Source organism: Acidovorax cavernicola, assembly GCF_003581445.1.
On the sequence record NZ_QXMN01000001.1, the window covers coordinates 491,244 to 515,986 of the forward strand.

Genomic DNA, 24,743 nt, shown 5'->3' on the forward strand with positions numbered 1-24,743 from the left:
GGATCTGCCGTCGGAGCGTCCTGCCTCAATGGGTGGCCGCGTCCAGCGACGAAATCCCCTTCACCCACTCGAACACCGCCGCCACATTCGGATCGTCACGTCGCGCCTGTGGGCACACGAGATAGAACGGCGACCCCTGCAGCACCGGCCCGAAGGGCTGCACGAGGTTGCCCGCGCGCAGTTCATCGGTGATGAGCGCCAGGCCCATCAACGCCACACCTTGCCCCTGCAGCGCGGCCGAGACGGTGTGGGTTTCGTCGGAGAACACGGGGCCGGCCGTCACGTCGAGGCCTGGCACCTGCGCTTCCTGCTGCCACGCGGCCCAGGTGCCCGGCTGGGTCTTGCTGTTCGGTACCGCGAAATGCAGCAGCGTGTGCTTCACGAGGTCGGCCGGGCGGCGCAGCTTGAGCGCGGGGCTGCAGGCCGGTGCGAAGACGGTGTCGAACAGCTTCTCGGCCACGAGGCCCGGCCACTGGCCCTTGCCGTAGCGGATGGCGACGTCGGCCGTGAGGCCGTCGAGCGGCACCGCGTCGTGCGAGGCGTGGATGCGCAGGTCGAGCCGCGGATGCGCCGCGCGCAGCGCCCCGACGCGCGGCAGCAGCCAGCGCGCGGCCACGGCGGGCGTGGTCGACAGCGTGATCGCGCTGCGCTCGGGCGGCGCCCGCAGGCGTGCCACGGCCTGCGCCATGGCCCCGAACGAATCGCTCAGCACCGCCTGCAGTTCGCGGCCTTGCGGCGTCAGCACGAGCTGGCGCGGCTGGCGCACAAACAGCGCCACGCCCAGCGACTCTTCGAGCTGCCGCACCTGGTGGCTGATGGCCGTGGGCGTGACCGACAGCTCGTTCGCCGCGAGCTTGGCGCTGCAATGGCGCGCGGCGGCCTCGAAGGCGCGCAGCGAGGCCAGGGGTGGCAGGGAATGCAGGAGGGCCATGGCGTGTGGAGCTACGGATGGATGAATTGAATTTTCATCAACGCAAAGAAATCGTCGTTTGTCCGGCCCTGGATGCTTGGATAGATTGGGAGCCATGTCAAGCAGACAGCTGAATTCCCTTCATCCAACCGAGGACCACGCCATGACCACCACCACCCTGCTCCACATCGATGCCAGCCCCCGTTCCGGCCGTTCGGGCGCCGTCGTGCACGGCTCGCACTCGCGCCGCCTGAGCCACCACTTCGTCAGCACCTGGCAGGCCGCACGCCCGCACGACGAGGTGATCTACCGCGACTTCGGTACGGCCCCGCCGCAGGCGATAACCGGCGACTGGATCCACAGCGCTTTCACGCGGGCCGAAGCGCGCGAGCCCTGGATGCACGAGGTGCTGGCCGAGAGCGATGCCTTCATTGCTGAGTTGCGCCGCGCCGACGTGATCGTGATGGGCACGCCCATGTACAACTACAGCGCCCCGGCGACCGTGAAGGCGTGGATCGACAACATCGTGCGTGTCGGCGAAACCTTCGACATGGACCCGAGCCTCGACTACCCCTACATCCCGCTGCTGGCCGAGCGCCCGCGCCGCACCGTGCTGCTCACCGCGCACGGCAGCAGCGGCTTCGGGCCGGGCGGCATGCAGGCGCACCTGAATTTCCTGGTGCCGGGAGTGAAGGCCGCGCTGGGCCTGCTCGGGCTGCACGAGGTGCACGACATCGCGGTCGAGCACGCGGAAGACCGCGGCGACCTGCTGGACCGTTCAATGACCGAGGCGCTGTCGGGTATCGAACAACTGGTGCGCGACCTGCAGGCGAAGGTGCAGGTCGGCTGAGTGCGGATCAGCTGCGCAGTTGCTCGCGCAGCTTCTGGCCGATCTCGGGGCGTTCGAGGAACGGGTCGGCCGGGTTGGTGATCGACACGATGTTCTCCATGCGGCTCTTCACGTTGCCCAGCGCCTTGGGGTGGCTGAACACGTAGAACTGGTTGTCGCTGATGGCCTCGAACACCTTGTGCGCCACTTCGGCGGCCGTGATCTTGCCGCTGCTGACCGCCTTGTTGCTCATGGCCTGGCCGATGAGCTGGCTCTTGGTGAGTTCGGAATCCTTCGGCGCGTTCGGGCGGTTGCGCTCGCTGCTCGTGATGCCGGTGGGCACGAAGTACGGGCACAGCAGGCTCGCGCCGATCTGGTCGGTGACCAGGTTCAGGTCCTGGTACATGGTCTCGGTCAGGCTCACGACGGCCGCCTTGGCCGCGTTGTAGATGCCCATGTTGGGCGGCGTGAGCAGGCCCGCCATGCTGGCGGTGTTGGTGATGTGGCCGCGGTACGACGGGTCCTTGGCGGCGGCCTCCAGCATCATCGGCGTGAACAGGCGCACGCCGTGGATCACGCCCCACAGGTCCACGCCCAGCACCCATTCCCAGTCGGCCACGGTGTTTTCCCACACCAGGCCGCCGGCGCCGACGCCCGCGTTGTTGAACACGAAATGCGGCGCGCCGAAGCGCTCGTTGACGGCGGCGGCCAGCGCTTCCATCTCGGCGGCGTTCGACACGTCGACCTTGCGCGCCAGCACCTGGACGCCCAGGGCCTCCATTTCGGCCTTGGCCTTGTCGAGTGCGTCCTGCTGCACATCGACCAGCACGAGGTTCATGCCGCGGGCGGCGCCGATGCGCGCGCATTCGAGGCCGAAGCCCGAACCCGCGCCGGTGAGTACGGCGGTCTTGCCCTTGAAGTCCTGGATCATTTGCCGGTGTCCTTGTTGCGTTGAATGTGTCTGACGTGGAAGTCCGAGCCGCTATTGAAATACGGAACGGCCGCGCGCGCAGTCACGAAGGTGCCCGTTGCACCCGCTTGTCCGGTCAGGCTTCTGCCTTGCGCAGCACGTAGCCGATGCGCGGAAAGTGCACATGCACCGTGCCCGTGCGCTCGCTGCTGCGCTCCAGCGTGTAGTGCGTGCGCGTGGCGGCCACCAGCGTGCCGGGCGTCTCTTCGAGGCCGAAGCTCTCGGCGCGGATGGTGACGGCGCTGCCCAGGGGAATGCCGTGGTCGTCCTGGAAGGTGCTGTCGGTCAGCAGCGTGTGGGGCGCGGCCGCCTTGGCGACGGCGATGGCCTCGTCGCTCGAGAACTTCGACGAACTGCCATGGCCGATGGCCGCGATGCGATCCATCCAGTCGACCACCGCGGGCGTGAGTTCGAGGATGCCCTTCACCGACTCGATGCGCCGCGTGTACCAGAGCGGGTGGTAGGCCGAGAAGTCGGCGATGCACGGCGCCTCGCCCAGCAGGAAGGGCTTGTCGTCGAGCATGTCCGACAGGCGGCGCAGGTACGACTTGTAGGCGCTGGTGGCGTCGGCCGGACGCAGGCGCGTCATGTTGCCGGCGCTCATCTTGCCGCGGTCTTCGCCGAAGGCCTTGGCGGCTTCCGGCGGCGCCTTGGCGAACACCTCGGCCGCGCCCTTCGGCTGCAGATTCCAGGCCATCGCGGCCCAGAACAGCGTGGTGTCGGCCCACTGCGCGAGGATGCGCGACATACCCTTCTCGGGCTCCGGGTAGAGCGTGGGCTCGGGCTGCAGGTGCTCCAGCACGTCGGCGATGAGCGCGCTGTCGCAGTACATGTCGGCGCCGATCTGCAGGAACGGCGTCTTGCGGTAGCCGCCCGTGAGCACCTCGACGTCGGGCTTGGGCATGATCGGCGGGATGAAGACCGACTTCCACGGCAGCTTCTTCGCGCCGAGGATCGTGCGCACCTTTTCGGAGAACGGCGAGGTGGTGTAGTGGTGGAGGATGAGGTCGGCCATGGGGTCTTTCGTGGGGAAGGTGATGAGGCGGGAAACGTCGATCAGGCAATGGCGGCGCTGAATGCTGACTCGTCGGCGTCGTCCTCGGTCTTTTTCTTTGTTTCTCTGGAGGCTGCGGGCCTTCCGAATCGCGTGTCGAATGCGATCTCGGCCTGTTTGCGGATATCGGAGAGGCTGTCGGGCAGGCGGACGACCAGGACCGCCCAGCGTTCCCGGCAGTGCGGAAGACGGTCCACGTTGATGCCGTACGCCTCGTCGCTCTCGGCGAGCCTCAAGCAGACGCCGTAGCGCTGCTCTGAGGAGTTTTTCAGTTTCCGCTCTGCGTGAAGCCGGTCGTGCGCTTCCTTGAACAGGTGGCTTTCCACGCGCCGTTGCACGAAGCGCCCCTCCCCTCGATAAATCGCTCGGCGGCCGTCGGCAAGCCGGAGTCTGGACGGCACGCCTTCCACCGCGCAGGACGAAAAGATCACATAGAACCCCGGTCCAGTGGGCAGCGCCTCCAGCGAAGCGACATCCGTGATCTCGTGAAGTGATGCACCACGCGTCTTCTCGGGCAGTTCCAAGAAATCGCCGGAAATGAGTTCGTTGAAATAGCGCCCGAATTCGGCCTGAATGTCCGCTCGGACGCCGGCCAAGGCCTCCTCGACGGCCTTATTCATGTTCTTGATCTTCAGCATCGCAGTACGTCGTGTGTCATGCAGGCTGCGCCCGCTGGATGATCGAATCGAAATCGGTGCCCGCGCCCAGCGTGCCGAAGGCCTGGCCCCAGTCGCCGCCCAGGCGCGAGGCACAGAAGGCGTCGGCCACCGCGGCCGGAGCAGTCTGCACCAGCAAGGCGGCCTGCACGGCCAGCGCCACGTCCTGCGCGAGGCAACGTGCCTCGGTCTCTGAGGCCATGGCCTCGATGCGCGCGGGCAAGGCGTCGGCCAGGCGGTCGAGCGCGGCTTGCTGGCCGCGCGCCGGAGCCAGCTCGTGCGCCAGCGCGGCGACGGCATCGCCCTTGCGCAGGCCGCGCAGCAGGTCGAGCGCCATGATGTTGCCCGCGCCTTCCCAGATCGAGTTGAGCGGCATCTCGCGGTAGATGCGCGCCATGATGCCCTCGCCGCCCTCCTCCACGTAACCGTTGCCGCCCAGGCACTCCATCGCCTCCTGTGCGAAGGGGCTGCCGCGCTTGCAGATCCAGAACTTGGCGACCGGCGTGAGCAGGCGCGCCATCAGGCTTTCGTGGGCGTCGGCCTGACGATCAAAAGCCCGCGCGAGGCGCATCGCCAGGGCCGTGGCGGCCTCGCTTTCGAGCGCAAGGTCGGCAAGTACGTTCTTCATGAGCGGCTGTTCCACCAGCGGCTTGCCGAAGGCGTTGCGCTGCGCCGTGTGGTTCATCGCGATGCCCAGCGCCTGCCGCATCAGGCCGGCGGTGCCCAGCGAGCAGTCGAGCCGCGTCATCGTGCCCATCTCGAGGATCTGCGGAATGCCGCGGCCCTCCTCGCCCACGAGCCAGGCGCTGGCGCCGTGGAACTCGACCTCGGAACTGGCGTTGGCCTTGTTGCCGAGCTTGTCCTTCAGGCGCTGGATGTGGATGGCATTGCGCGTGCCATCGGGCAGCACGCGCGGCAGGAAGAAGCACGACAGCCCCGCCGGCGCTTGCGCCAGGATCAGGAAGGCGTCGCACATCGGCGCCGAGAAGAACCACTTGTGGCCGGTGATGGCGTAGCGCTCGCCCCAGGTGTCGCTGCCGTCCCGAACGGCCTGCGTGGTGTTCGCTCGCACGTCGGAGCCGCCCTGCTTCTCCGTCATGCCCATGCCCATGGTCACGCCGGGCTTGTCGTGCAGCGGCTTGAGCGCGGGGTCGTACCAGAGGCTGGCGAGCTTCGGGCCCCAGTCGCCGTAGACGCCCGCGTTGCCGCGCAGCGCAGGCGTGACCGCGTAGGTCATGGAGATCGGGCACAGGATGGACGGTTCCAGCTCGGTGAAGAGCATGAAGCCCGCCGCGCGCAGCACATGCGGCGAGGCGGACGTTCCGGTCCAGGGCGTACCGTGCAGGCCCGCACCCACGGCCGCCTGCATCAGCGCGTGGTAGCTCGGATGAAACTCCACCTCGTCGATGCGCCGACCGAAGCGGTCGTGCGTGTGCAGCTGCGGCGTGTGGATGTTGGCCAGCCGCGCATGCGTCTGCATGGCGGCCGAGCCGAGGGTCTCGCCCAGCTCATGCAGCTGCGTGGTCTGCAGCGCGGGCGCATTGAACTTCAGCGCATCGCGCAGGGGGCGGTTGGTGTCGAAGAGGTTGTAGTCGACCAGCGGCGCGGGCTGGTTGAAGACCTCGTGTGTCGTGTCCATGACCGGCCTCCTTGCCGTGCGTTTCAGAACATCAGATCAACTTCACCAGCTGTTTGCCGAAATTCTTGCCCTTCAGCAAACCCAGGAAGGCTTCAGGGGCGGCTTCGATGCCCTGCGCGATCGACTCGCGCGGCTTGAGCTTGCCCGTGCCCACCAGCGTGCCGAGTTCGGTCAGCGCTTCGGGCCAGACTTCCATGTGCTCGCTGACGATGAAGCCCTCGATCTTCATGCGGTTGATGAGGATCAGCGCCGGGTTTGCCAGCGGCAGCGGCGCACCGTCGTAGCCCGCGATCATTCCGCACAGTGCCACGCGCGCGAAGGCGTTGGCGCGCAGCAGCACGGCGTCGAAGATGTAGCCGCCGACGTTCTCGAAGTAACCGTCGATGCCGTTCGGGCAGGCTTCCTTGAGCGCGGAGCTCATGGTCTTCACGTCGGGGTGCTGGCGGTAGTCGATGCAGGCGTCGAAGCCGAGTTCGTCGGTCACGTACTTGCACTTGTCCGGGCCGCCGGCAATGCCGACCACGCGGCAGCCGCGCGCCTTGGCCAATGCGCCGAAGGCGCTGCCCACGGCGCCGCTGGCGGCGGTGATGACCACGGTTTCACCGGCCTTGGGCGCGATGATCTTCACGAGGCCGTACCAGGCCGTCACGCCGGGCATGCCGACCGCGCCGAGGTAGTGCGACAGCGGCACGTGCGTGGTGTCGACCTTCTTCAGCGCACCGGGCTGCGAGGCATCGACCACGCTGTATTCCTGCCAGCCGCCGAAGCCGACGACCTTGTCGCCCACGGCGTACTTGGGGTGCTTGCTCTCGACCACCTCGCCCACCGTGCCACCCTGCATCACCTGGCCCAGCGGCTGCGGCTGGGCGTAGCTCTTCGAGTCGTTCATGCGACCGCGCATGTAGGGGTCGAGGCTCATGAAGTGGTGGCGCACCAGCACCTGGTTGTCCTGGAGCGCGGGCGTCTCGGTGGTGACGAGCTTGAAGTTGCTCGCGACGGCTTCGCCCTCGGGGCGGTTGTCGAGGATCTGTTGCTTGTTGACGGGCATGGGAATCTCCTGGCGGATGTCGGGGGAATCAATCGGTCGAAGGCGGACGCATGGCGTTGGCGCTCGCGGGGCCGGTCGGCAGCCGGCGCTTCACGTACTTGAAGGTGCCGGTGGCATGGGCGCACACGCGCTCCTGCTCGTCGTAGATCTTGGCTTCGGTAAAAGCCAGCGTCGCCGTGCGATGCAGCAGCGTGCCGCGCGCGTGCAGCGGGCCCACCGATGGCTGCATGAAGCTGGTCTTCATCTCGATGGTGACCACGCCGGTCTCGGGCGACACGCTGCGCGCCGCTGCCGCCATGGTGATGTCGAGCAGCGTCATGCAGGCGCCGCCGTGCGTCACGTCGAAGGTGTTCAAGTGCTCGGGCTTGGCCGTGTACAGGATCTCCGACTCGCCGCCCTCGAACCTCGTGAGCTCGAAGCCGAGGTGGCGCGCGAACGGAATCTGGGTCGTGTACGAGCGGATGTTGATGTCGCTGGACGTCGCGGGCGAATCGGACATGTCAGGCCGCACCAAGAACCACGCTCACGCCGCCGTCCACCGCCATCCACTGGCCGGTGATGTGCTTGCCGGCATCGCTCGCGTACAGCAGCGTCAGGCCCTTCAGGTCTTCGTCGTCGCCCAGGCGGCCCAGCGGCGCCGACTCGGCCATGTGCTCCTCGCCCAGCGTCTTGATGAGGCCGGCCGCCATCTTCGTCATGAAGAAGCCCGGGCAGATCGCGTTGACGTTGATGTTGTACTTGCCCCATTCGGCGGCCAGCGTGCGCGTGAAGCCGATCACCGCGGTCTTCGAGGTGTTGTAGGCCAGCGTCTGCATGCCGGGCGGGTTGCCGTTCAGGCCCGCGATCGAGGCGATGTTGATGATGCGCCCGCGCTTCTTCGGGATCATGTAGCCGTTGGCGATCTGCTGCGACAGGATGAAATAGCCGCGCACGTTCAGGTTCATCACCTTGTCCCAGGCCTCGACCGGGTGACTCTCGGCGGGCGAACCCCAGCTCGCGCCGGCGTTGTTGATGAGGATGTCGACGCCGCCCATGCGCTGCAGCGTCTCGTCGGCCAGGCGGCGGGTGTCTTCTTCCTTCGAGCAGTCGGCGGCGATCCAGCGCGCGTCGATGCCGGCGGCCTGCAGCTCGGCGGCGGCTTGCTCCAGGTCTTCGGCCTTGCGCGAACTCAGCATGATCTTCGCGCCGGCTTCGCCCAGCGCATGGGCCATCTGCAGGCCCAGGCCGCGCGAGCCGCCAGTGATGAGGGCGGTCTGGCCCGTGAGGTCGAACAGTTGTTGAGTGGTGCGGACGGTCATGCGGTGTCTCCGGTATGAAGGGGAAATGTTGTCGAGGTCAGCGCACAGCGCTCAGAGCTCGTAGTCCATGCACTGGCGCTCTTCGCGCACGGCGCCCATGAAAGGCTTGAGCGCCACATGCTGCGGATGGTCCGCATAGGCCGCCAGCGCGGCGGCGTCGGTGAATTCCGAATTGAGGATCAGGTCGTAGGTGGCCTCGAGCCCGGGCTGGGCAATGGCCACCTCGAAGCGGTGCGTGCCGGGCGAAAGCCTGGCGCAGGCATCGAGCAGCGCTTTGGCCTTCAACAGGTTGGTCGCCTTGTCGGCGCCCTCGGCGTGTTCCTTGAACTTCCACATCACGATGTGCTTGAGCATGATCAGGTCCTTGCCTTGTTCTTCACTTGAGCCGCGAACGCACGTAGATGAGCACGATGCCCACCGCGGCGATCACGCCGCCGGGCACGGCCATCGACCAGCCGAGGGCGGGCTCGGTGCGGCCCGTGGCGATGCCCAGGATCACGAGGAACAGGCCGCCGTAGATCAGGATCCAGATCCACTTCTCGAGCCGCGCATGCGGCTTGGGTGGCTTCGGCGGTTGGGCGACGGGTGGGGGTGAGTTCGGGGCGGCGTTGGCCATTGTCAGAAAGCGTCCTCGGGCAAAGCGGTACAGGTCGGGTCACGGGTTTCGACCACCTGGAGCCAGGCACCGATTTTCGGCAGCTCGTAGTGGAAGAAATAGTCCGTGGCGCCGATCTTGCCAGCTGTTACCGCCCTCGCCTTCTGCGCGTCGATTTCCAGGGCTCGCACGGCCACGTCCAGCCAGAGCCAGGCCAGCACCGTGTGGCCGAAGGCCTGCATGTAAGGCACCGCGTTGGCCAGCGCGTCGGCCGGATCGCCGGTGGACCAGGCGGCCTCCGTGGCGCTGCCGATGCGCTGCAGCGCGGCGCCCAGCGCCTTGGCGTGCGGCGCCAGTGCGGGCACCTTGGCGGCGCGGCCGATGGTGTCGGTGACGCGGCCGGCCAGCAGTTGCAGGCCGCGGCCCTTTTCCATCAGCACCTTGCGGCCCAGCAGGTCGGCCGCCTGGATGCCGTGCGTGCCCTCGTGGATCATGTTCAGGCGGTTGTCGCGCCAGTACTGCTCCACCGGGAAATCGCGCGTGTAGCCGTAGCCGCCGTGCACCTGGATCGCCAGCGAATTGGCCTCCAGGCACCACTCGCTGGGCCAGCTCTTGGCGATGGGCGTGAGCACCTCCAGCAGCAGGCGGGCGTCGTCGGCCTGCTCGGCGTTGCCGGTCTTCTGCGTGTCGACCAGGCGGGCGCAGTACAGCTCCAGCGCCAGCGCGCCCTCGCAGTACGCCTTCTGGGCCAGCAGCATGCGGCGCACGTCGGCGTGCTCGATGATGCGCACCTGCGGCGCGGCCGAATCCTTGACCACGGCGGCGCCGGCGGCCTCGGGCTTCTTCACCAGCCGGCCCTGCGGACGGCTCTTGGCGTAGTCGAGCGAGGCGTAGTAGCCCGCCATGCCGAGCATGGTGGCGGCCGTGCCGACGCCGATGCGGGCCTCGTTCATCATGTGGAACATGCAGTGCAGGCCCTTGCCGGGCGCGCCGACCAGGTAGCCCACCGCGCCGGCCTTGCCGCCGACCGGGTACTTGCCCTCGCCGAAGTTCAGCAGCGTGTTGGTGGTGCCGCGCCAGCCCAGCTTGTGGTTCAGGCCGGCCAGCGCCACGTCGTTGCGCTCGCCTGTGAGTTGGCCCTGCGTGTCGACCATGCGCTTGGGCACGATGAACAGCGAGATGCCGCGCGTGCCCGGCACCAGCTTGCCGTTCTCGTCGGGGATCTTGGCCAGCACGATGTGCACGATGTTCTCGGTCAGCTCGTGGTCGCCGGACGAGATCCACATCTTGTTGCCGGTGAGGCGGTAGCGCGGGCCCAGCGGGTCGTCCTGGAAGTCGGCGCCGTCGGGCACGGCGCGGGTGGACACGTCGCTCAGCGACGAGCCGGCCTGCGGCTCCGACAGGCACATGGTGCCCGCCCAGCGGCCCGAGAACTCGTTCTTGGCGAACACCTCTTTCTGCATCTCGGTGCCGTGCACCATGAGCAGGTTGGCGTTGCCGCTGGTGAGCATGTTCGAGCCGATGCTCACCGACGCCATTGCGAAGAAGCTGTTGGCGGCGGCCTGCACCGTGTAGGGCAGCTGCATGCCGCCGATCTCGTAGTCTTGCGCGGCACTCATCATCCCGGACTCGACGAAGGCCTTGTGCGCGTCGTGCGTGGCCTGCGGCAGGATGACTTTCTCGCCGTCGAAATGCGGCTCCTGCGTGTCGACCGTGCGGTTGAACGGCGCGTATTTTTCGCGCGCGATGCGCTCGCAGGTGTCGAGCACGGCGTCGAAGGTCTCGCGCGAGTGGTCGGCAAAACGCTCGCTCTGGTTGAGCTTCTCGGCATCGAGCCAGTCGTAAAGCAGAAAGTCGAGGGTGGGACGCAGGCTCATGGTGATGTCTTCTTCAGGCTACGACTTCGCGGGTGACGAAGTCTTCTTCGGGGAGTCGGGCAGCGTGGCGATGGTGCCCTGCGCCAGCGCACAGAGCTTCTCGGTGCCGTCGTCGGCCACCGCCACCACCTCGCAGGTACACACGGCCTGCGAGCTGCCGGTATGGACGGCCCTGGCGCGCGCGATCAGCCGCTGGCCGATGGCGGGCCGCACATAGTTGATCTTGAATTCGGAGGTCACGACCGGCACGCGCAAGGCGCTGCCGCCGGCAAAGGTCAGTACGTTGTCGGCCATGTAGCTCACGATGCCGCCATGGGCGAAACCGTGTTGCTGCTTCAGCTGCGCGGTGAGCGGCAGCTGAAGCTCTGCATGGCCCGGCGCGAGTGCGTGCAGCTCGGCGCCGATCAACACACTGAAGGGCTGCGCAGCGAGCACGCTGCGCCCATATTCCAGGACAGCCAGGACGGCTTCGGGCGAGACCTCCTGGTCAATGCCCAAGCCGGACATGGTTACAGAACCTCGAACACGCCCGCGGCGCCCATGCCGCCGCCGATGCACATCGTGACCACGACCTTCTTGGCGCCGCGGCGCTTGCCTTCGATGAGCGCATGGCCCGTGAGGCGCTGGCCGCTCACGCCGTAGGGGTGGCCCACGGCGATGGCGCCGCCGTTCACGTTCAGGCGGTCGCCCGGGATGCCGAGCTTGTCGCGGCAGTAGATGACCTGCACGGCGAAGGCTTCGTTCAGTTCCCACAGGTCGATGTCGTTGACCGTGAGGCCCAGGCGCTTGAGCACCTTCGGGATGGCGAAGACCGGGCCGATGCCCATTTCGTCGGGCTCGCAGCCGGCCACGGCGAAGCCGAGGAAACGGCCCAGGGGCTTCAGGCCCTTCTGCTGCGCGTACTTCTCGTCGACCACCACGCAGGCGCCGCCGCCGTCGGAGAACTGGCTGGCATTGCCGGCCGAGATCACGCCGCCAGGGATGGCCGGACGGATGCCGCTGATGCCTTCCTTGGTGGTGCCGGCGCGGATGCCTTCGTCGTTCTCGACAGTGACTTCCTTGGTGCGCAGGCCCATCACGGGGTCGGCCACGCCGGCCAGCACGGTGATGGGAGCGATTTCCGCCTTGAACAGGCCCGCCTCGAGCGCGGCGGTGGCGCGTTGCTGGCTCTGTGCGCCGTACTCGTCCATGGCCTCGCGGCTGATGTTGTAGCGCTTGGCGACCTGCTCGGCCGTCTGCAGCATGTTCCAGTAGATCTCGGGCTTGTGTTTCACGAGCCAGGGGTCGGCCAGCATGTGCTTGTTGGCTTCGTTCTGCACGCACGAGATGCTCTCGACGCCGCCGGCCACGTACACGTCGCCCTCACCCGCGATGATGCGCTGGGCGGCGGTGGCGATGGTCTGCAGGCCCGAGGAGCAGAAACGGTTGATCGTCATGCCCGAGGTCGTGATCGGCAGGCCGGCGCGCAGCGCGATCTGGCGTGCGATGTTGGAGCCGGTCGCGCCTTCAGGCGTGGCGCAGCCCATGATGACGTCGTCGACCGCCGCGGGATCGATGCCGGCGCGCTGCACCGCGTGCTGCACGGCATGGCCGCCCAGCGTGGCGCCGTGCGTCATGTTGAAGGCACCCTTCCAGCTCTTCGCGAGCGGCGTGCGGGCAGTGGAAACGATGACGGCGCTGGTCATGGTGAGGTCCTTTGAAGATGGAAGGGAAAACGGGGGGTCATTGCGCCGGCGCAGCGGAGGTGTTGCGCAGGAGCTGGTGATAGAAGCCGATCATCTCGCCGTAGTTCGAGATCGACAGTCGTTCGTTGTTGCCATGAAAGCGCGCCAGGTCCTCGCTCTTCACGCGGAACGGCGAGAAGCGGAAGACGGCATCGCTCACGAGGCTGAAGTGACGCGAATCGGTGGCGGCGGTCATGAGGCCGGGCGCCACCACGGCGTCGGGGAAGCTCTGGCGCACGGCCTGCTGGATCGCGCGGTAGCCGGTGCTGTCGGTGGGCGACACCGGCGAGGGCTCCGAGTTGCCGGGGTACGGCTTGATCTTGATGTCGTCGTCGCCCAGCGCCTTGCGCAGGTGCGCCTCGACGCTGGCGAGCGTGTCGCCGGGCAGCACGCGGAAGTTGACGGCAGCCTCGGCGCGGCCGGGCAGCACGTTGTCCTTGTTGCCGGCGCGCACGATGGTCAGTGCGGTGGTGGTGCGCAGCATGGCGTTGCTGCTCGGGCTCTTCTCGAGTTGGCCGCGCACCAGCGGCTCGGTGAGCCACAGGTTCGACAGCATGACGCGGTTGACGCCGCTCATCTCGGGCGCGAGCGCGCCGAACATCTGCCCCGCCACGCCCTGGATGCCGCCGGGCATCGGGGTCGCTTCGAGCCGCGCGAGCGCAGCGCTCATGCGGCCGATGGCGCTCTTTTGCGGCGGCATCGACGAATGGCCGGGCGCGGTATCGAGCGACAGGAAGAAGGTGCCGTAGCCCTTCTCCGCCAGGCCGATCAGCGCCGCGGGCTTGCTCAGGCCGGGCAGCACGCCGTCGAGCACGAGCAGGCCTTCGTCGAGCACCCAGTCGAGCTTCACGCCGCGCGACTTGAGCAGTTCGGCGATGGGTTGCGCGCCGCGCAGGCCGCTCACCTCTTCGTCGTCGCCCATCACGAGGTAGACCGTCTGCTTCGGCTGGAAGCCGCTGCCGATGAGCAGCTCGATGGCTTCCATCTGCGCGAACAGGTTGCCCTTGTTGTCGAGCGCGCCGCGGCCCCACACGAAGCCGTCCTTGATCTCACCCGCGAAGGGATCGACCGACCAGGCCTTTTCGGTACCGGGCGCGATGGGCACCATGTCCTGGTGCGCCATCAACGCGACGGGCTTGGCCTGGGCGTCGGTGCCGGTCCAGGTGTAGAGCAAGGCCTTCTGGCCCACCACTTCCTTCTTGAGGGTGGCGTGGACCTTCGGGTACTGCTGCGCCAGGTAGGCGTGCAGCTTGTCGAACTCGGCCAGGTTGGCGGCCGGATCGTCCAGGCTCGACACCGTGCGGATCGGGATCGCGCCGGCCAGCCGTTTCGCGGCGGCCTGCAGGTCGATCTCGAGCTTCGGTGCGGGCGCCACCGCGAGCTGTTGCGAGGGCGTGGTCCAGGTCTTGACCGCCACGGCCGCCACCAGTGCCAGGAGCACCAGCAGCAGCCCGAGAAAGATGCGTTTCAACATGGGCGGTCTTGACCTCTACAGCGCGGTGTGGGCTCGGTTCCGATGGCTCAGCTGAAGGACTTGCCTTCGGCCACCAGCTTCTGGATCAGCGGTGCGGGCTGCCAGAACTCGGCGTCGTCGCGCGGGTTCTGGGCAAAGCGCTTCATCGTCTCGGCCACGTTGTACAGGCCGACCTGCGAGGCGTAGTGCATCGGGCCACCGCGGTAGATCGGGAAGCCGTAGCCGGTGAGGTACACCATGTCGATGTCGCCCGACTTGGAGGCAATGCCGTCTTCCAGGATGTGTGCGCCTTCGTTGACCAGGGCGAACACGAGGCGTTGCACGATTTCCGTGTCGGAGATCTTGCGCGGCGTGATGCCCAGTTCCTTGCGGTGGTCCTCGATCATCTTGTTGACGAGTTCCGACGGAATGGCGTCGCGCTTGCCGGCCTGGTAGTCGTACCACCCTGCCCCGGTCTTCTGACCGAAGCGGCCCAGTTCGCACAGCTTGTCGGCGGTGCGGCTGTACTTCATGTCGGCACGCTCGACGGCGCGGCGCTTGCGGATGGCCCAGCCGATGTCGTTGCCGGCCAGGTCGCCCATGCGGAACGGACCCATGGCAAAGCCGAACTTCTCGATGGCCTTGTCGACCTGCTGCGGCGTGGCGCCTTCGTCCAGCAGGAAGCCGGCCTGGCGGCTGTACTGCTCGATCATGCGGTTGCCGATGAAGCCGTCGCACACGCCCGACACGACCGAGGTCTTCTTGATCTTCTTGCCGATGGCCATGACCGTGGCGAGCACGTCCTTGCCGGTGGCCTTGCCGCGCACCACTTCCAGCAGCTTCATGACGTTGGCCGGGCTGAAGAAGTGCATGCCGACCACGTCTTGCGGACGGTCGGTGAACGAAGCGATCTTGTCGACGTCCAGCGTCGAGGTGTTCGAGGCCAGGATGGCGCCCTTCTTGGCGACGCGGTCGAGTTCCTTGAAGACCTTTTCCTTGACGCCGATTTCCTCGAACACCGCTTCGATGATGAGGTCGGCGTCCTTCAGGTCGTCGTAGCTCAGCGTGGTGCTCAGAAGCGCCATGCGCTGCTCGTACTTGTCCTGCTTGAGCTTGCCCTTCTTGACCTGGGCTTCGTAGTTCTTCTTGATGGTGGCAATGCCGCGGTCGAGCGCCTCCTGCTTCATCTCGAGGATCTTGACGGGGATGCCCGCGTTCAGGAAGTTCATCGAGATGCCGCCACCCATGGTGCCGGCACCGATCACGCCCACGGCCTTGATTTCGCGCTTGGGCGTGTCTTCGGGCACATCGGGGATCTTCGAGGCAGCGCGCTCGGCCATGAACAGGTGGCGCAGGGCCAGCGATTCGGGCGTGAACATCAGCGCGGTGAACAGGCGCCGCTCTTCGGCCATGCCGTCGTCGAACTTCATCTTCGTCGCGGCCTGCACGGCGTCGACGCACATCAGCGGCGCGGGGTAGTTCTTCGACATGCCACCGACCATGTTCTTCGCGAACTGGAAGTAGGCATCGCCCTGCGGGTGCTTGCACGGCAGGTTACGCACCAGCGGCAGCTCGCCGCCCTTGGCTGCAACCGACTTGGCGAACTCGACGGCTTCGTCGAACACCGACTCGGCCGAGGCGGCCAGCTTGTCGAACAGCTTCTGGCCCGGCAGGCTGGCGAGCAGTTCGCTCTTCACCGGCTCGCCGCTGACGATCATGTTCAGGGCGGTTTCCACGCCGATCACGCGCGGCAGGCGCTGCGTGCCGCCGGCGCCCGGCAGCAGGCCGAGCTTGACTTCAGGCAGTGCCACGCTGGTGCCGGGAGCCGCCACGCGGTAGTGGCAACCGAGCGCCAGCTCGAGGCCGCCACCCATGCACACCGAATGGATCGCCGCCACGACGGGCTTGGGCGAGGCTTCGAGCGAGAGGATCACGCTCAGCAGGTTGGGTTCCTGCAGCGCCTTGGGCGTGCCGAATTCCTTGATGTCCGCACCGCCCGAGAACGCCTTGCCGGCGCCGGTGATGACGATGGCCTTGACGGCGCCGTCGGCGTTGGCCTTCGACAGGCCATCGGTGATGCCGATGCGGGTCGAGAAACCGAGACCGTTGACCGGAGGGTTGGTCAGGGTGATCACGGCGACATCGCCGAGCACTTTGTATTCAGCCGTCATGCTGCGTTCCTTGGTGGATGAAGAAAAAGAAGAAAAAGCACGAGTGTTCTTTTCCGAACGATTCTAGACTTTTGTCGCGACGCAACAATGGCGCGCAGTCGCTGTCGAGACATGGGGAATTCGGGGAAAACCCGAATCCCCCGAAGTATCAAACTTCCAGCCACTCCTTGCGAGTGGTGGCATCGGCGCGCAGGCTGTCGGGCGTGCCGTCGAACACGATGCTGCCGTGGCCCATGACGAGCGCACGGTCGGAAATCTGCATCGCGATAGTGAGCTTCTGCTCGATCAGCAGCACCGAGAGGCCCTTGTCTTTCAGCGTGCGCAGGTACTGCCCCACCAGCTCCACGATCTTGGGCGCCAGGCCTTCGGTCGGCTCGTCGATGATGATGAGGTCGGGGTCGCCCATGAGCGTGCGGCACAGCGTGAGCATCTGCTGCTCGCCGCCCGAGAGCACGCCGGCCTCGGTGTGCTGGCGCTCCTTCAGGCGCGGGAACATGCCGTACATGTCGTCGAACGACCAGCGGCTGTCCTTGCCCGAGCCCTTCTGCCCCAGCAGCAGGTTCTGGTGCACCGTGAGCTTGGGAAACACGTCGCGGTTTTCAGGCACGTAGCCGACGCCCAGATGGGCGATCTCGTAGGCCTTCTTGCGCAGGATGTCCTGCCCCTTCCATTGCAGCGTGCCCTCCGCATGCACCAGGCCCATGATGGCCTTGGCGGTGGTCGAACGGCCCGAACCGTTGCGCCCCAGCAGGGCCACGATCTCGCCGGGCTGGACGTCGAAGGAAACGCCATGCAGCACATGGCTCTTGCCGTAGTAGGCGTGGATATCGTGAAGCTTCAGCATGGTGTTCCGTCAGTGTCCCGCGCCCTGCGCATCCGCCACGGCCGAGCCGAGGTAAGCCTCCTGCACACGCGCATTGGCGCGCACGGCGGCCGGCGTGTCGAAGGCGATGACTTCGCCGTAGACCACCACGGCGATCTTGTCGGCCAGCCCGAAGACCACGCCCATGTCGTGCTCCACGGTCAGCAGCGTCTTGCCGATGGTCACGTGCTTGATGAGCGAGATGAAGTGCGAGGTCTCGGTCTTGCTCATGCCCGCGGTCGGTTCGTCCAGCAGGATCACGCCGGCGCCTCCGGCGATCGTCACGCCGATCTCGAGCGCACGCTGTTCGGCATAGGTGAGGTTCACCGCATGCACGTCGCGCTTGCGCTCCAGGCCGATCTGCTTGAGGAGCTCCTCTGTGCGCGCGTTGGCGTCGTCCAGGTTCGAGAGAAAGCGCAGGAAGGTGTACTTGTAGCCCAGGCTCCACAGCACGCCGCAGCGCAGATTCTCGAAGACGCTGAGCTTCGGGAAGATGTTGGTGATCTGGAAGCTGCGCGACAGCCCCAGGCGGTTGATCTCGTAGGGCTTCTTGCCGTCGATGCGCTGGCCGTTGAGCAGCACCTCGCCGCTGGTGGGCGTGAGCCGCCCGCTGATCAGGTTGAACAGCGTCGACTTGCCCGCGCCGTTCGGTCCGATCACGGCGATGCGCTCGCCGGCTTTCACCGCCAGATCCACGCCGCGGATGATCTCGGTCTTGCCGAAATTCTTGCGCAGCGCCTTCAGTTCCAGTGCGTATTGCGCGCTCATTTACGCAGCCTCCCGACGTTTGATTTCTGCTTCGATTTCTTCCTGCGCGTGACCCCAGACCCGCACGAAGCGGCGGCGGGCCACTTCGAGCAGGCCCAGGCCGACGGCCAGGATCGCGATGGCGCCGAGCCAGCTGCTCATGCCCGCGGTGTTCAGCGTGGCGCCGAAGAACTTCAGCTCCGGACCCATCGCTGCGTTGAGCTGGATGTGATAGATCATCTCGATCAGCGCGGCGGCGCCAACCACCACCGGCACCACGGCCACGGCAAGCGCGGCGTAAAGGCCCCAGAAGCGGTTGAACTTGCCGAACTTGGCGACGCGCAGGTTCATCATGACCAGGCTGGCAATGCCGCCCGGGGCGAACATCACCATGAACACGAACACCAGCCCGAAGTACAGCTGCCAGGCCTTCGACAGTTCGGACAGCAGGATCGATGCGAACACCAGCAGCACCGCGCCGATGATCGGGCCGAAGAAGAACACCGCGCCGCCCAGGAAGGTGAACAGCAGGTAGCCGCCCGAGCGGATGGCGTTCAGGCTGTCGGCCGCGTTCACGATCTCGAAGTTGATCGAGGCCAGGCCACCGCCGATGCCGGCGAAGAAGCCCGCGATGATGAACGCGAAGTAGCGCACACGCTGCGTGTTGTAGCCGATGAACTCCACGCGCTCCGGGTTGTCGCGCACCGCGTTCAGCATGCGGCCCAGCGGCGTGCCCGTGAAGGCATACATCAGCGCGGTGCACACGAAGCAGTACACGGCGATCAGGTAGTACACCTGGATCTGCGCACCGAAGTTGAAGCCGAAGAAGGTCGAGCCGTACACGCGGTCGGTGGTGATGCCGCCCTCGCCGCCGAAGAAGCTCGGGAACATCAACGCCATCGAGGCCACCAGTTCGCCGATGCCCATGGTGATCATGGCGAAGGTGGTGCCCGCCTTCTTGGTCGTCACGTAGCCGAGCAGGATGGCGAAGAACATGCCCGCGAGGCCGCCGACGAGCGGGATGGCCACCAGCGGAACGCCCTTCATGTTCATCACATGGATGGCGATGAACGAGCCCAGGCCCGTGTAGACGGCATGGCCGAAGCTCAGCATGCCGCCCTGCCCCAGCAGGATGTTGTAGCTCAGGCAGATGATGATGAGGTAGCCCATCTGCGAAAGCATCGTCAGCGCCAGACTGCTCTTGAACAGCATCGGCGAAACGATCAGCACCAGCGCGAACAGCGCCCAGATCAGGTAGCGCCCGATGTTCCAGGGCTTGAAGCGGTAGTACCGCGTCGCGGTCGGTGAAGTGGTGGTTGCGGTGGTCATGGTGTCAGTCCTCCCGTGTGCCCAGAAGACCCTTGGGCCGGAAGATGAGGATCAGCACGAGGAACAGGTACGGCAGGATGGGCGCCACCTGCGAGATCGTGAGCTTGAGCAGCTCGTAGCCGAAGGTCTGGTCGGTCACGGTCATGCCCAATGCCTGCAGGCCGGTGGCCAGCGACTGGTCGAGCGCCACGGCGAAGGTCTGGATGATGCCGATCAGCAGCGAGGCCAGGAAGGCGCCCGCCAGCGAGCCCATGCCGCCGACCACCACCACCACGAAGATGATGGTGCCGACCGAGCCGGCCATGGCCGGCTCCGTGACATAGGTGTTGCCGCCGATCACGCCCGCCAGGCCGGCCAGTGCGGCGCCGCCGCCGAACACCAGCATGAACACGCGCGGCACGTTGTGGCCGAGCGCCTCGACCATGTCGGGATGCTTCAGCGCCGCCTGGATCACCAGGCCGATGCGGGTGCGCGTGAGCAGCAGCCACACGGACAGCAGCATCAGCAGCGCGACCAGCATGATGAAGGAGCGCGACTTGGGGAACTGGGTGCCGTAGAGCGTGAAGAGCGGCCCCTGCAGCGCTTCGGGCAGGCCGTAGGGCACCGTGGAGCGGCCCCAGACCAGCTGGACCAGTTCGAGGATGAGGTACGAGAGGCCGAAGGTCACCAGCAGCTCGGGCACGTGGCCGAACTTGTGGACCCGGCGCAGGCTGTAGCGTTCGAAGGCGGCACCCAGTGCACCCACCAGCAGCGGCGAGAGAAAGAGCGCGGGCCAGAAGCCGACGATGCCCGACAGGGTGTAGGCGAAATAGGCGCCCAACATGTAGAAGCTGGCGTGTGCGAAGTTGAGCACACCCATCATGCTGAAGATCAGCGTAAGGCCAGAGCTCAGCATGAACAACAGCAGGCCGTAGCTGACGCCGTTGAGCAGTGAGATGACGAAGAATTCGACGTTCATCGGTCTTCCGTGTCGGTTGAAAAAGAAAGAGGCCCGAGTGTTGAAGTCGGGCCTCGACCGGTCAGTGGGTGATCAGCAGGCGATCAGGAGGCGCCGCCGGGTCGCTTCATCTGGCACGAGGTGGGCGTGCTCGAGACGTAGGGCTCGTAGTACTTGACCGGTGCCAGCGTGTAGCCGGTGTTTTCCGGGCTGTACGGGTTCTTCGCGTCGGCCTTCTGCCAGCGCGTGATCCACAGGCCCTGCTGCAGCTGGTGGTCGGTCTTGCGCATCTCGACGTCGCCGTTGAAGCTCTTGAACTTCATGCCTTCCATCGCGGCCGCGACCTTCACGGGGTCGGTCGACTTGGTGCGCACGAAGGCTTCGGCGAGCATCGCGTACACGGTGTATGGCGAGGTCGTGTACAGGTCTTCGTTGAAGCGCTTCTTGAACTCGCCCATCATCGGTGCGATCGGACCCGGCGCGTTGTAGTGGCTGTAGCCCACCATGTAGACCTTGCCGTCGGAGGCCGCACCCATGGCGGTCGGCGTGCCGTTGGTCACGGCGTAGTAGGTGTAGAACTTGACGTTCAGGCCCGAGTCGTTGGCCGACTTGATGAGCAGCGCCAGGTCGGAGCCCCAGTTGCCGGTGATGACGGTGTCGGCGCCCGAGGCCTTGATCTTGGCGATGTAGGGGGCGAAGTCGCGCACCTGGGCCAGCGGGTGCAGGTCGTCGCCGACGATCTGCACATCGGGGCGCTTGCTCTTGAGGTTTTCCTTGGCGTACTTCGCGACCTGCTGGCCGTGCGAGTAGTTCTGGTTGATCAGGTAGACCTTCTTGATTTCGGGCTGGTCCTTCATGAAGGTGGTCAGCGCTTCCATCTTCATGGAGGTGTCGGCGTCGAGGCGGAAGTGCCAGTAGCTGCACTTGCTGTTGGTCAGGTCGGGATCGACGGCCGCGTAGTTGAAGTACACGACTTCCTTGCCCGGGTTACGGGCGTTGTGCTTCTCGAGCGCGTCCATGATGGCCAGCGCCGGGCCGGAGCCGTTGCCCTGCACCACGTAGCGTGCGCCCTGGTCCATGGCCGAGCGCAGCGCGGCGGTGGTTTCCTGCGGGCTGAGCTTGTTGTCGATGCCGATGACCTCGAACTTCACGCCGGCCGCGTTCTTCTTGTTGAATTCTTCGGCCAGGAACTGGAAGGTCTTGAGCTGGTTGGTACCGACCGCCGCCATCAGGCCCGACAGCGGGTCGAGCCACGCGATCTTGACGGTCTCACCCTTCTGGGCAAGGGCACCGGTGGCACTTGCCGCGAGCACGGCGGCGGTAGCGATCTTCAGAGCGAACTTCAATCTATATCTCCTGGTCAAACCGATATCAAAAACGCTGCACAAGCGTACAAGTCTTTGCCACCCCACCCCTCAGGGAATGCCCGTAAGGAAGGGGCTGCAAAGGCACGTATCTATCGCGCAGGCGACAGCGCATTTCCTGATTTACTACCCAACGGTAGGTTTCTTCTACCGATGGGTAGGAAATGCGTTCACAAAGACGCCTAGGGGCGCTTCATCTGGCAGGTCGTGGGCGTGCTCGCCACATACGACTCGTAATACTTCACGGGGACGTTGGTGTAGCCGGTGTTCTCGGCGTCGTAGGGGTACTTGGCGCTGGCCTTCTCCCAGCGCGAGATGTACAGGCCCTGCTGCAGCTGGTGGTCGGCCTTGCGCATCTCGACCTCGCCGTTGAAGCTCTTGATCTTCATGCCTTCGAGCGCCGCGGCCACCTTGACGGGGTCGGTCGACTTGGTCTGCACGAAAGCGGCATCGAGCAAGGCGAACGTGTGATAGATCGAGGACTGCGTCAGGTCGTCGTTCATCTTCTTCTTGTAGCCGTTCAGCAGCCTCTGGATCTCGCCGCCCATGTTGTAGTGGGCATAGGCCACGGTGTAGACCTTGCCTGCCGAGGTGGCGCCCATGGCCGTGGGCGTGCCGGCGCCCGGTGCGTAGTACGTGAGGAACTTGACGTCCAGCCCCGAGTCGTTCGCTGCCTTGATGAGCAGCGAGAGGTCGGAGCCCCAGTTGCCGGTGATGACCGTGTCCGCGCCCGAGGCCTTGATCTTGGCGATGTACGGCGAGAAATCGCGCACCTGCGCGAGCGGATGCAGGTCGTCGCCCACGATCTGGATGTCCGGGCGCTTGACCTTCAGGTCTTCCTTGGCGAACTTGGACACCTGCTGGCCGTGGGAGTAGTTCTGGCCCAGGATGTAGACCTTCTTGATGTCGGCCTGGTCCTTCATCCAGGTGGTCAGCGCCTCCATCTTCATGGAGGTGTCGGCATCGAGGCGGAAGTGCCAGTAGCTGCACTTGCTGTTGGTGAGGTCGGGATCGACCGCCGCATAGTTCAGGTAGAGCAGTTCCTTGCCGGGATTGCGCGCATTGTTCTTCTCCACGGCGTCGATGATCGCCAGCGCCGGGCCCGAGCCGTTGCCCTGGGTGATGTAGCGCGCGCCCTGGTCCTGCGCGGAGCGCAGGGCGGCGGTGGTTTCCTGCGGGCTGAGCTTGTTGTCGAGCGCGATGATCTCGAACTTCACGCCCGACCGGTTCGTCTTGTTGAACTCTTCGGCCAGGTACTGGGTGGTCTTGAGCTGGTTGGTGCCCACGGCCGCCATCAGGCCCGACAGCGGATCGAGCCAGGCGATCTTGACGGTCTCGCCCTTCTGGGCAAAGGACGCTGAAACGCTCACCAGCATGGCACAGGCTGCCACCGACTTGATACCGAAGTGCATGAAGAGTCTCCTGAGTGAAAGAGGCGGGACGCCAGCGTACAAGCGCCCTTTTCTTCGCCGCACAGGGATTGCCCGGAAGGAAAGCCGCCGGGGCGGCCTTCCTATCGCGTGCGCGACAGTGCGGGTGGGCTTTGGCAGTGCTTCAGAGGCCGGGCAGCTTGTAGTCCTTGAGCAATTCGCGCAGTTTTGTCTTGAGGATCTTGCCGGTGGCGCCGATCGGGATCGCCTCGACGAACACGACGTCGTCCGGGATCTGCCACTTGGCGGTCTTGCCCTCGTAGAAGGCCAGCAGCTCCTCGCGGGAGACTTCGGCGCCGGGCTTCTTCACGACGGCAATGATCGGGCGCTCGTCCCACTTGGGATGGAACACGCCGATGCAGGCCGCCATGGCGATGGCCGGGTGCGCGACCGCGATGTTCTCGATGTCGATGGAGCTGATCCACTCGCCGCCGGACTTGATCACGTCCTTGCTGCGGTCGGTGATCTGCAGGTAGCCCTCGGCGTCGATGGTGGCCACGTCGCCGGTGGGGAACCAGCCCCGGCCCGCGGCGTCGGCGACCAGCGGGTTGCCGCCCTCGCCCTTGAAGTATTCCTTCACCACCCAGGGGCCCTTGACCAACAGGTCGCCGTAGGCCTTGCCGTCCCAGGGCAGCTCGTCGCCGTTGCCGTCGACGATCTTCATGTCGACGCCGAAGATCGCCCGACCCTGCTTCATGCGGATCTGCAGCTGCGCGTCGGCGGGCAGCGACAGGTGCTTGTTCTTCAGCGTGCACAGTGTGCCCAGCGGGCTCATCTCGGTCATGCCCCAGGCGTGCAGCACCTCGACGTTGTAGAGCTCCTGGAACGCCGTGATCATGGCCGGCGGGCAGGCCGAGCCGCCGATGACGGTGCGGTTGAGCTTGCTGAACTTCAGGCCGTGGGTCTGCATGTGGCCCAGCATCATCTGCCACACGGTGGGCACGCCGGCCGCGAAGGTCACGCCTTCGGACTCGATCAGCTCGTACACCGACTTGCCATCGAGCGACGGGCCCGGGAACACGAGCTTGCAGCCCACCAGCGCGGCCGAGTACGGAATGCCCCACGCGTTGACGTGGAACATCGGCACCACCGGCAGCACCGAGTCCTGCGCCGAGATGCGCATGACGTCGGGCAGCGCGGCGGCGTAGGCGTGCAGCAGCGTCGAACGGTGGCTGTACAGCGCGGCCTTCGGATTGCCCGTGGTGCCGCTCGTGTAGCACATGCTCGAAGCCGAGTTCTCGTCGAAGGTCGGCCAGTCGTAGCTGGTGGACTGCGTGCTCATCCAGGCCTCGTAGCTCACGAGATTGGGCACGCCGCTGTCGACCGGCAGCTTGTCGGCATCACAGAGTGCAACCCACTTCCGGATCGTGGGACAGCGCGCATGCACCGCCTGCACCAGCGGCAGGAAGCTCAGGTCGAAGCACAGGATCTGGTCTTCGGCATGGTTGGCGATCCACGCGATCTGGTCGGGGTGCAGGCGCGGGTTGATGGTGTGCAGCACGCGGCCGCTGCCGCTCACGCCGTAGTACAGCTCCAGATGGCGGTAGCCGTTCCAGGCCAGGGTGGCGATGCGGTCGCTGAACAGCAGCTGCTCGCCGTCCAGCGCATTGGCCACCTGCCGGGCGCGCGATGCGATGTCGCTCCAGGTACAGCGGTGGATATCGCCCTCGACACGGCGCGAGACGATCTCGCCGTCGCCGTTGTGGCGCTCGACGAACTCGATCAGCGACGAGATCAAAAGCGGTTGGTCTTGCATCAAACCCAGCATCTACGGACTCCTATGTGAAATGACTTCAGAAAGCTTTGCGAACGAGAGATTCACGCAAGCTTCGGCCACTTGCACAATGACA

General features: G+C 65.9%; 23 protein-coding genes. 1 reads left to right on the forward strand and 22 read right to left on the reverse strand.

Annotated elements, in window-relative coordinates:
- Positions 1–25 precede the first annotated feature (25 nt).
- The gene (gene gcvA / locus D3H34_RS02315; RefSeq protein WP_119551810.1) at positions 26–931 is read right to left on the reverse strand and encodes a transcriptional regulator GcvA; all 906 of its coding nucleotides are present in this window, start codon (positions 929–931) and stop codon (positions 26–28) included.
- Positions 932–1,073: 142 nt separating this feature from the next.
- Here gcvA and D3H34_RS02320 point away from each other — a divergent pair, with 142 nt between their 5' ends.
- Positions 1,074–1,760: an FMN-dependent NADH-azoreductase gene (locus D3H34_RS02320; RefSeq protein ID WP_119551811.1), complete on the forward strand. Its 687-nt coding sequence runs from the start codon at positions 1,074–1,076 to the stop codon at positions 1,758–1,760.
- A 7-nt stretch (positions 1,761–1,767) separates the two neighbouring features.
- On the opposite strand, the gene D3H34_RS02325 is transcribed toward D3H34_RS02320, so the two are convergent.
- The 21 genes from D3H34_RS02325 to D3H34_RS02425 all read right to left on the reverse strand — a co-directional run bounded on the left by D3H34_RS02325 (position 1,768) and on the right by D3H34_RS02425 (position 24,661).
- Positions 1,768–2,670: an SDR family oxidoreductase gene (locus D3H34_RS02325; RefSeq protein WP_119551812.1), complete on the reverse strand. Its 903-nt coding sequence runs from the start codon at positions 2,668–2,670 to the stop codon at positions 1,768–1,770.
- Between the two features lie 115 nt (positions 2,671–2,785).
- Positions 2,786–3,724, reverse strand: coding sequence for a glutathione S-transferase family protein (locus tag D3H34_RS02330; RefSeq protein ID WP_119551813.1), 939 nt, complete (start codon positions 3,722–3,724; stop codon positions 2,786–2,788).
- A 41-nt stretch (positions 3,725–3,765) separates the two neighbouring features.
- A complete protein-coding gene (locus tag D3H34_RS02335) occupies positions 3,766–4,401 on the reverse strand; it encodes a hypothetical protein (RefSeq protein ID WP_119551814.1) in 636 nt (211 codons plus the stop codon).
- 16 nt (positions 4,402–4,417) lie between these two features.
- Positions 4,418–6,058 (reverse strand): isovaleryl-CoA dehydrogenase, encoded by a 1,641-nt coding sequence (locus D3H34_RS02340; protein ID WP_119551815.1) that lies wholly within the window; start codon positions 6,056–6,058, stop codon positions 4,418–4,420.
- A gap of 31 nt (positions 6,059–6,089) precedes the next feature.
- Entirely contained in the window at positions 6,090–7,106 is a 1,017-nt protein-coding gene (locus D3H34_RS02345) for an NADP-dependent oxidoreductase (RefSeq protein ID WP_119551816.1), read from the reverse strand.
- Between the two features lie 28 nt (positions 7,107–7,134).
- Positions 7,135–7,605 (reverse strand): PaaI family thioesterase, encoded by a 471-nt coding sequence (locus D3H34_RS02350; RefSeq protein WP_119551817.1) that lies wholly within the window; start codon positions 7,603–7,605, stop codon positions 7,135–7,137.
- Position 7,606: 1 nt separating this feature from the next.
- Positions 7,607–8,404 carry an SDR family oxidoreductase gene (locus tag D3H34_RS02355; RefSeq protein ID WP_119551818.1) on the reverse strand — a complete coding sequence of 266 codons (798 nt, stop codon included), beginning with the start codon at positions 8,402–8,404 and terminating at the stop codon, positions 7,607–7,609.
- A 51-nt stretch (positions 8,405–8,455) separates the two neighbouring features.
- On the reverse strand, positions 8,456–8,758 hold the full coding sequence (locus D3H34_RS02360; protein WP_119551819.1) for a Dabb family protein: 303 nt from the start codon (positions 8,756–8,758) through the stop codon (positions 8,456–8,458).
- Positions 8,759–8,780: 22 nt separating this feature from the next.
- Positions 8,781–9,020: a hypothetical protein gene (locus D3H34_RS02365; protein WP_119551820.1), complete on the reverse strand. Its 240-nt coding sequence runs from the start codon at positions 9,018–9,020 to the stop codon at positions 8,781–8,783.
- Between the two features lie 2 nt (positions 9,021–9,022).
- The gene (locus D3H34_RS02370; protein ID WP_119551821.1) at positions 9,023–10,876 is read right to left on the reverse strand and encodes an acyl-CoA dehydrogenase; all 1,854 of its coding nucleotides are present in this window, start codon (positions 10,874–10,876) and stop codon (positions 9,023–9,025) included.
- Between the two features lie 18 nt (positions 10,877–10,894).
- Positions 10,895–11,383 carry a PaaI family thioesterase gene (locus tag D3H34_RS02375; protein ID WP_119551822.1) on the reverse strand — a complete coding sequence of 163 codons (489 nt, stop codon included), beginning with the start codon at positions 11,381–11,383 and terminating at the stop codon, positions 10,895–10,897.
- Between the two features lie 2 nt (positions 11,384–11,385).
- Positions 11,386–12,561, reverse strand: a complete 1,176-nt coding sequence (locus D3H34_RS02380) for an acetyl-CoA C-acyltransferase (protein WP_119551823.1) — start codon at positions 12,559–12,561, stop codon at positions 11,386–11,388.
- Between the two features lie 37 nt (positions 12,562–12,598).
- Entirely contained in the window at positions 12,599–14,074 is a 1,476-nt protein-coding gene (locus D3H34_RS02385; RefSeq protein WP_119551824.1) for a M20 family peptidase, read from the reverse strand.
- 47 nt (positions 14,075–14,121) lie between these two features.
- Positions 14,122–16,224 carry a 3-hydroxyacyl-CoA dehydrogenase NAD-binding domain-containing protein gene (locus D3H34_RS02390; protein WP_119551825.1) on the reverse strand — a complete coding sequence of 701 codons (2,103 nt, stop codon included), beginning with the start codon at positions 16,222–16,224 and terminating at the stop codon, positions 14,122–14,124.
- 148 nt (positions 16,225–16,372) lie between these two features.
- Entirely contained in the window at positions 16,373–17,068 is a 696-nt protein-coding gene (locus D3H34_RS02395) for an ABC transporter ATP-binding protein (RefSeq protein WP_119551826.1), read from the reverse strand.
- Positions 17,069–17,077: 9 nt separating this feature from the next.
- Positions 17,078–17,854 (reverse strand): ABC transporter ATP-binding protein, encoded by a 777-nt coding sequence (locus tag D3H34_RS02400; RefSeq protein WP_119551827.1) that lies wholly within the window; start codon positions 17,852–17,854, stop codon positions 17,078–17,080.
- A complete protein-coding gene (locus tag D3H34_RS02405) occupies positions 17,855–19,162 on the reverse strand; it encodes a branched-chain amino acid ABC transporter permease (RefSeq protein WP_119551828.1) in 1,308 nt (435 codons plus the stop codon).
- 4 nt (positions 19,163–19,166) lie between these two features.
- Entirely contained in the window at positions 19,167–20,120 is a 954-nt protein-coding gene (locus D3H34_RS02410) for a branched-chain amino acid ABC transporter permease (protein ID WP_119551829.1), read from the reverse strand.
- Positions 20,121–20,203: 83 nt separating this feature from the next.
- Entirely contained in the window at positions 20,204–21,445 is a 1,242-nt protein-coding gene (locus D3H34_RS02415) for a branched-chain amino acid ABC transporter substrate-binding protein (RefSeq protein ID WP_119551830.1), read from the reverse strand.
- A gap of 200 nt (positions 21,446–21,645) precedes the next feature.
- The gene (locus D3H34_RS02420; RefSeq protein WP_119551831.1) at positions 21,646–22,875 is read right to left on the reverse strand and encodes a branched-chain amino acid ABC transporter substrate-binding protein; all 1,230 of its coding nucleotides are present in this window, start codon (positions 22,873–22,875) and stop codon (positions 21,646–21,648) included.
- A 142-nt stretch (positions 22,876–23,017) separates the two neighbouring features.
- Complete coding sequence (locus D3H34_RS02425) at positions 23,018–24,661, reverse strand: 3-(methylthio)propionyl-CoA ligase (RefSeq protein ID WP_119551832.1); 1,644 nt, start codon at positions 24,659–24,661, stop codon at positions 23,018–23,020.
- Between the last annotated feature and the right edge of the window lie 82 nt (positions 24,662–24,743).

What these genes read in the sequence shown, in the direction of transcription:
- D3H34_RS02375 (WP_119551822.1), bottom strand. Translation starts at nt 11,383, where the DNA reads ATGTCCGGCTTGGGCATTGACCAGGAGGTCTCGCCCGAAGCCGTCCTG.
- D3H34_RS02340 (WP_119551815.1), bottom strand. Translation starts at nt 6,058, where the DNA reads ATGGACACGACACACGAGGTCTTCAACCAGCCCGCGCCGCTGGTCGAC.
- D3H34_RS02335 (WP_119551814.1), bottom strand. Translation starts at nt 4,401, where the DNA reads ATGCTGAAGATCAAGAACATGAATAAGGCCGTCGAGGAGGCCTTGGCC.
- D3H34_RS02360 (WP_119551819.1), bottom strand. Translation starts at nt 8,758, where the DNA reads ATGCTCAAGCACATCGTGATGTGGAAGTTCAAGGAACACGCCGAGGGC.
- D3H34_RS02320 (WP_119551811.1), top strand. Translation starts at nt 1,074, where the DNA reads ATGACCACCACCACCCTGCTCCACATCGATGCCAGCCCCCGTTCCGGC.
- D3H34_RS02410 (WP_119551829.1), bottom strand. Translation starts at nt 20,120, where the DNA reads ATGAACGTCGAATTCTTCGTCATCTCACTGCTCAACGGCGTCAGCTAC.
- D3H34_RS02330 (WP_119551813.1), bottom strand. Translation starts at nt 3,724, where the DNA reads ATGGCCGACCTCATCCTCCACCACTACACCACCTCGCCGTTCTCCGAA.
- D3H34_RS02325 (WP_119551812.1), bottom strand. Translation starts at nt 2,670, where the DNA reads ATGATCCAGGACTTCAAGGGCAAGACCGCCGTACTCACCGGCGCGGGT.
- D3H34_RS02350 (WP_119551817.1), bottom strand. Translation starts at nt 7,605, where the DNA reads ATGTCCGATTCGCCCGCGACGTCCAGCGACATCAACATCCGCTCGTAC.
- D3H34_RS02405 (WP_119551828.1), bottom strand. Translation starts at nt 19,162, where the DNA reads ATGACCACCGCAACCACCACTTCACCGACCGCGACGCGGTACTACCGC.
- D3H34_RS02370 (WP_119551821.1), bottom strand. Translation starts at nt 10,876, where the DNA reads ATGAGCCTGCGTCCCACCCTCGACTTTCTGCTTTACGACTGGCTCGAT.
- D3H34_RS02420 (WP_119551831.1), bottom strand. Translation starts at nt 22,875, where the DNA reads ATGCACTTCGGTATCAAGTCGGTGGCAGCCTGTGCCATGCTGGTGAGC.
- D3H34_RS02390 (WP_119551825.1), bottom strand. Translation starts at nt 16,224, where the DNA reads ATGACGGCTGAATACAAAGTGCTCGGCGATGTCGCCGTGATCACCCTG.
- gcvA (WP_119551810.1), bottom strand. Translation starts at nt 931, where the DNA reads ATGGCCCTCCTGCATTCCCTGCCACCCCTGGCCTCGCTGCGCGCCTTC.
- D3H34_RS02425 (WP_119551832.1), bottom strand. Translation starts at nt 24,661, where the DNA reads ATGCTGGGTTTGATGCAAGACCAACCGCTTTTGATCTCGTCGCTGATC.
- D3H34_RS02380 (WP_119551823.1), bottom strand. Translation starts at nt 12,561, where the DNA reads ATGACCAGCGCCGTCATCGTTTCCACTGCCCGCACGCCGCTCGCGAAG.
- D3H34_RS02345 (WP_119551816.1), bottom strand. Translation starts at nt 7,106, where the DNA reads ATGCCCGTCAACAAGCAACAGATCCTCGACAACCGCCCCGAGGGCGAA.
- D3H34_RS02400 (WP_119551827.1), bottom strand. Translation starts at nt 17,854, where the DNA reads ATGAGCGCGCAATACGCACTGGAACTGAAGGCGCTGCGCAAGAATTTC.
- D3H34_RS02385 (WP_119551824.1), bottom strand. Translation starts at nt 14,074, where the DNA reads ATGTTGAAACGCATCTTTCTCGGGCTGCTGCTGGTGCTCCTGGCACTG.
- D3H34_RS02365 (WP_119551820.1), bottom strand. Translation starts at nt 9,020, where the DNA reads ATGGCCAACGCCGCCCCGAACTCACCCCCACCCGTCGCCCAACCGCCG.
- D3H34_RS02355 (WP_119551818.1), bottom strand. Translation starts at nt 8,404, where the DNA reads ATGACCGTCCGCACCACTCAACAACTGTTCGACCTCACGGGCCAGACC.
- D3H34_RS02395 (WP_119551826.1), bottom strand. Translation starts at nt 17,068, where the DNA reads ATGCTGAAGCTTCACGATATCCACGCCTACTACGGCAAGAGCCATGTG.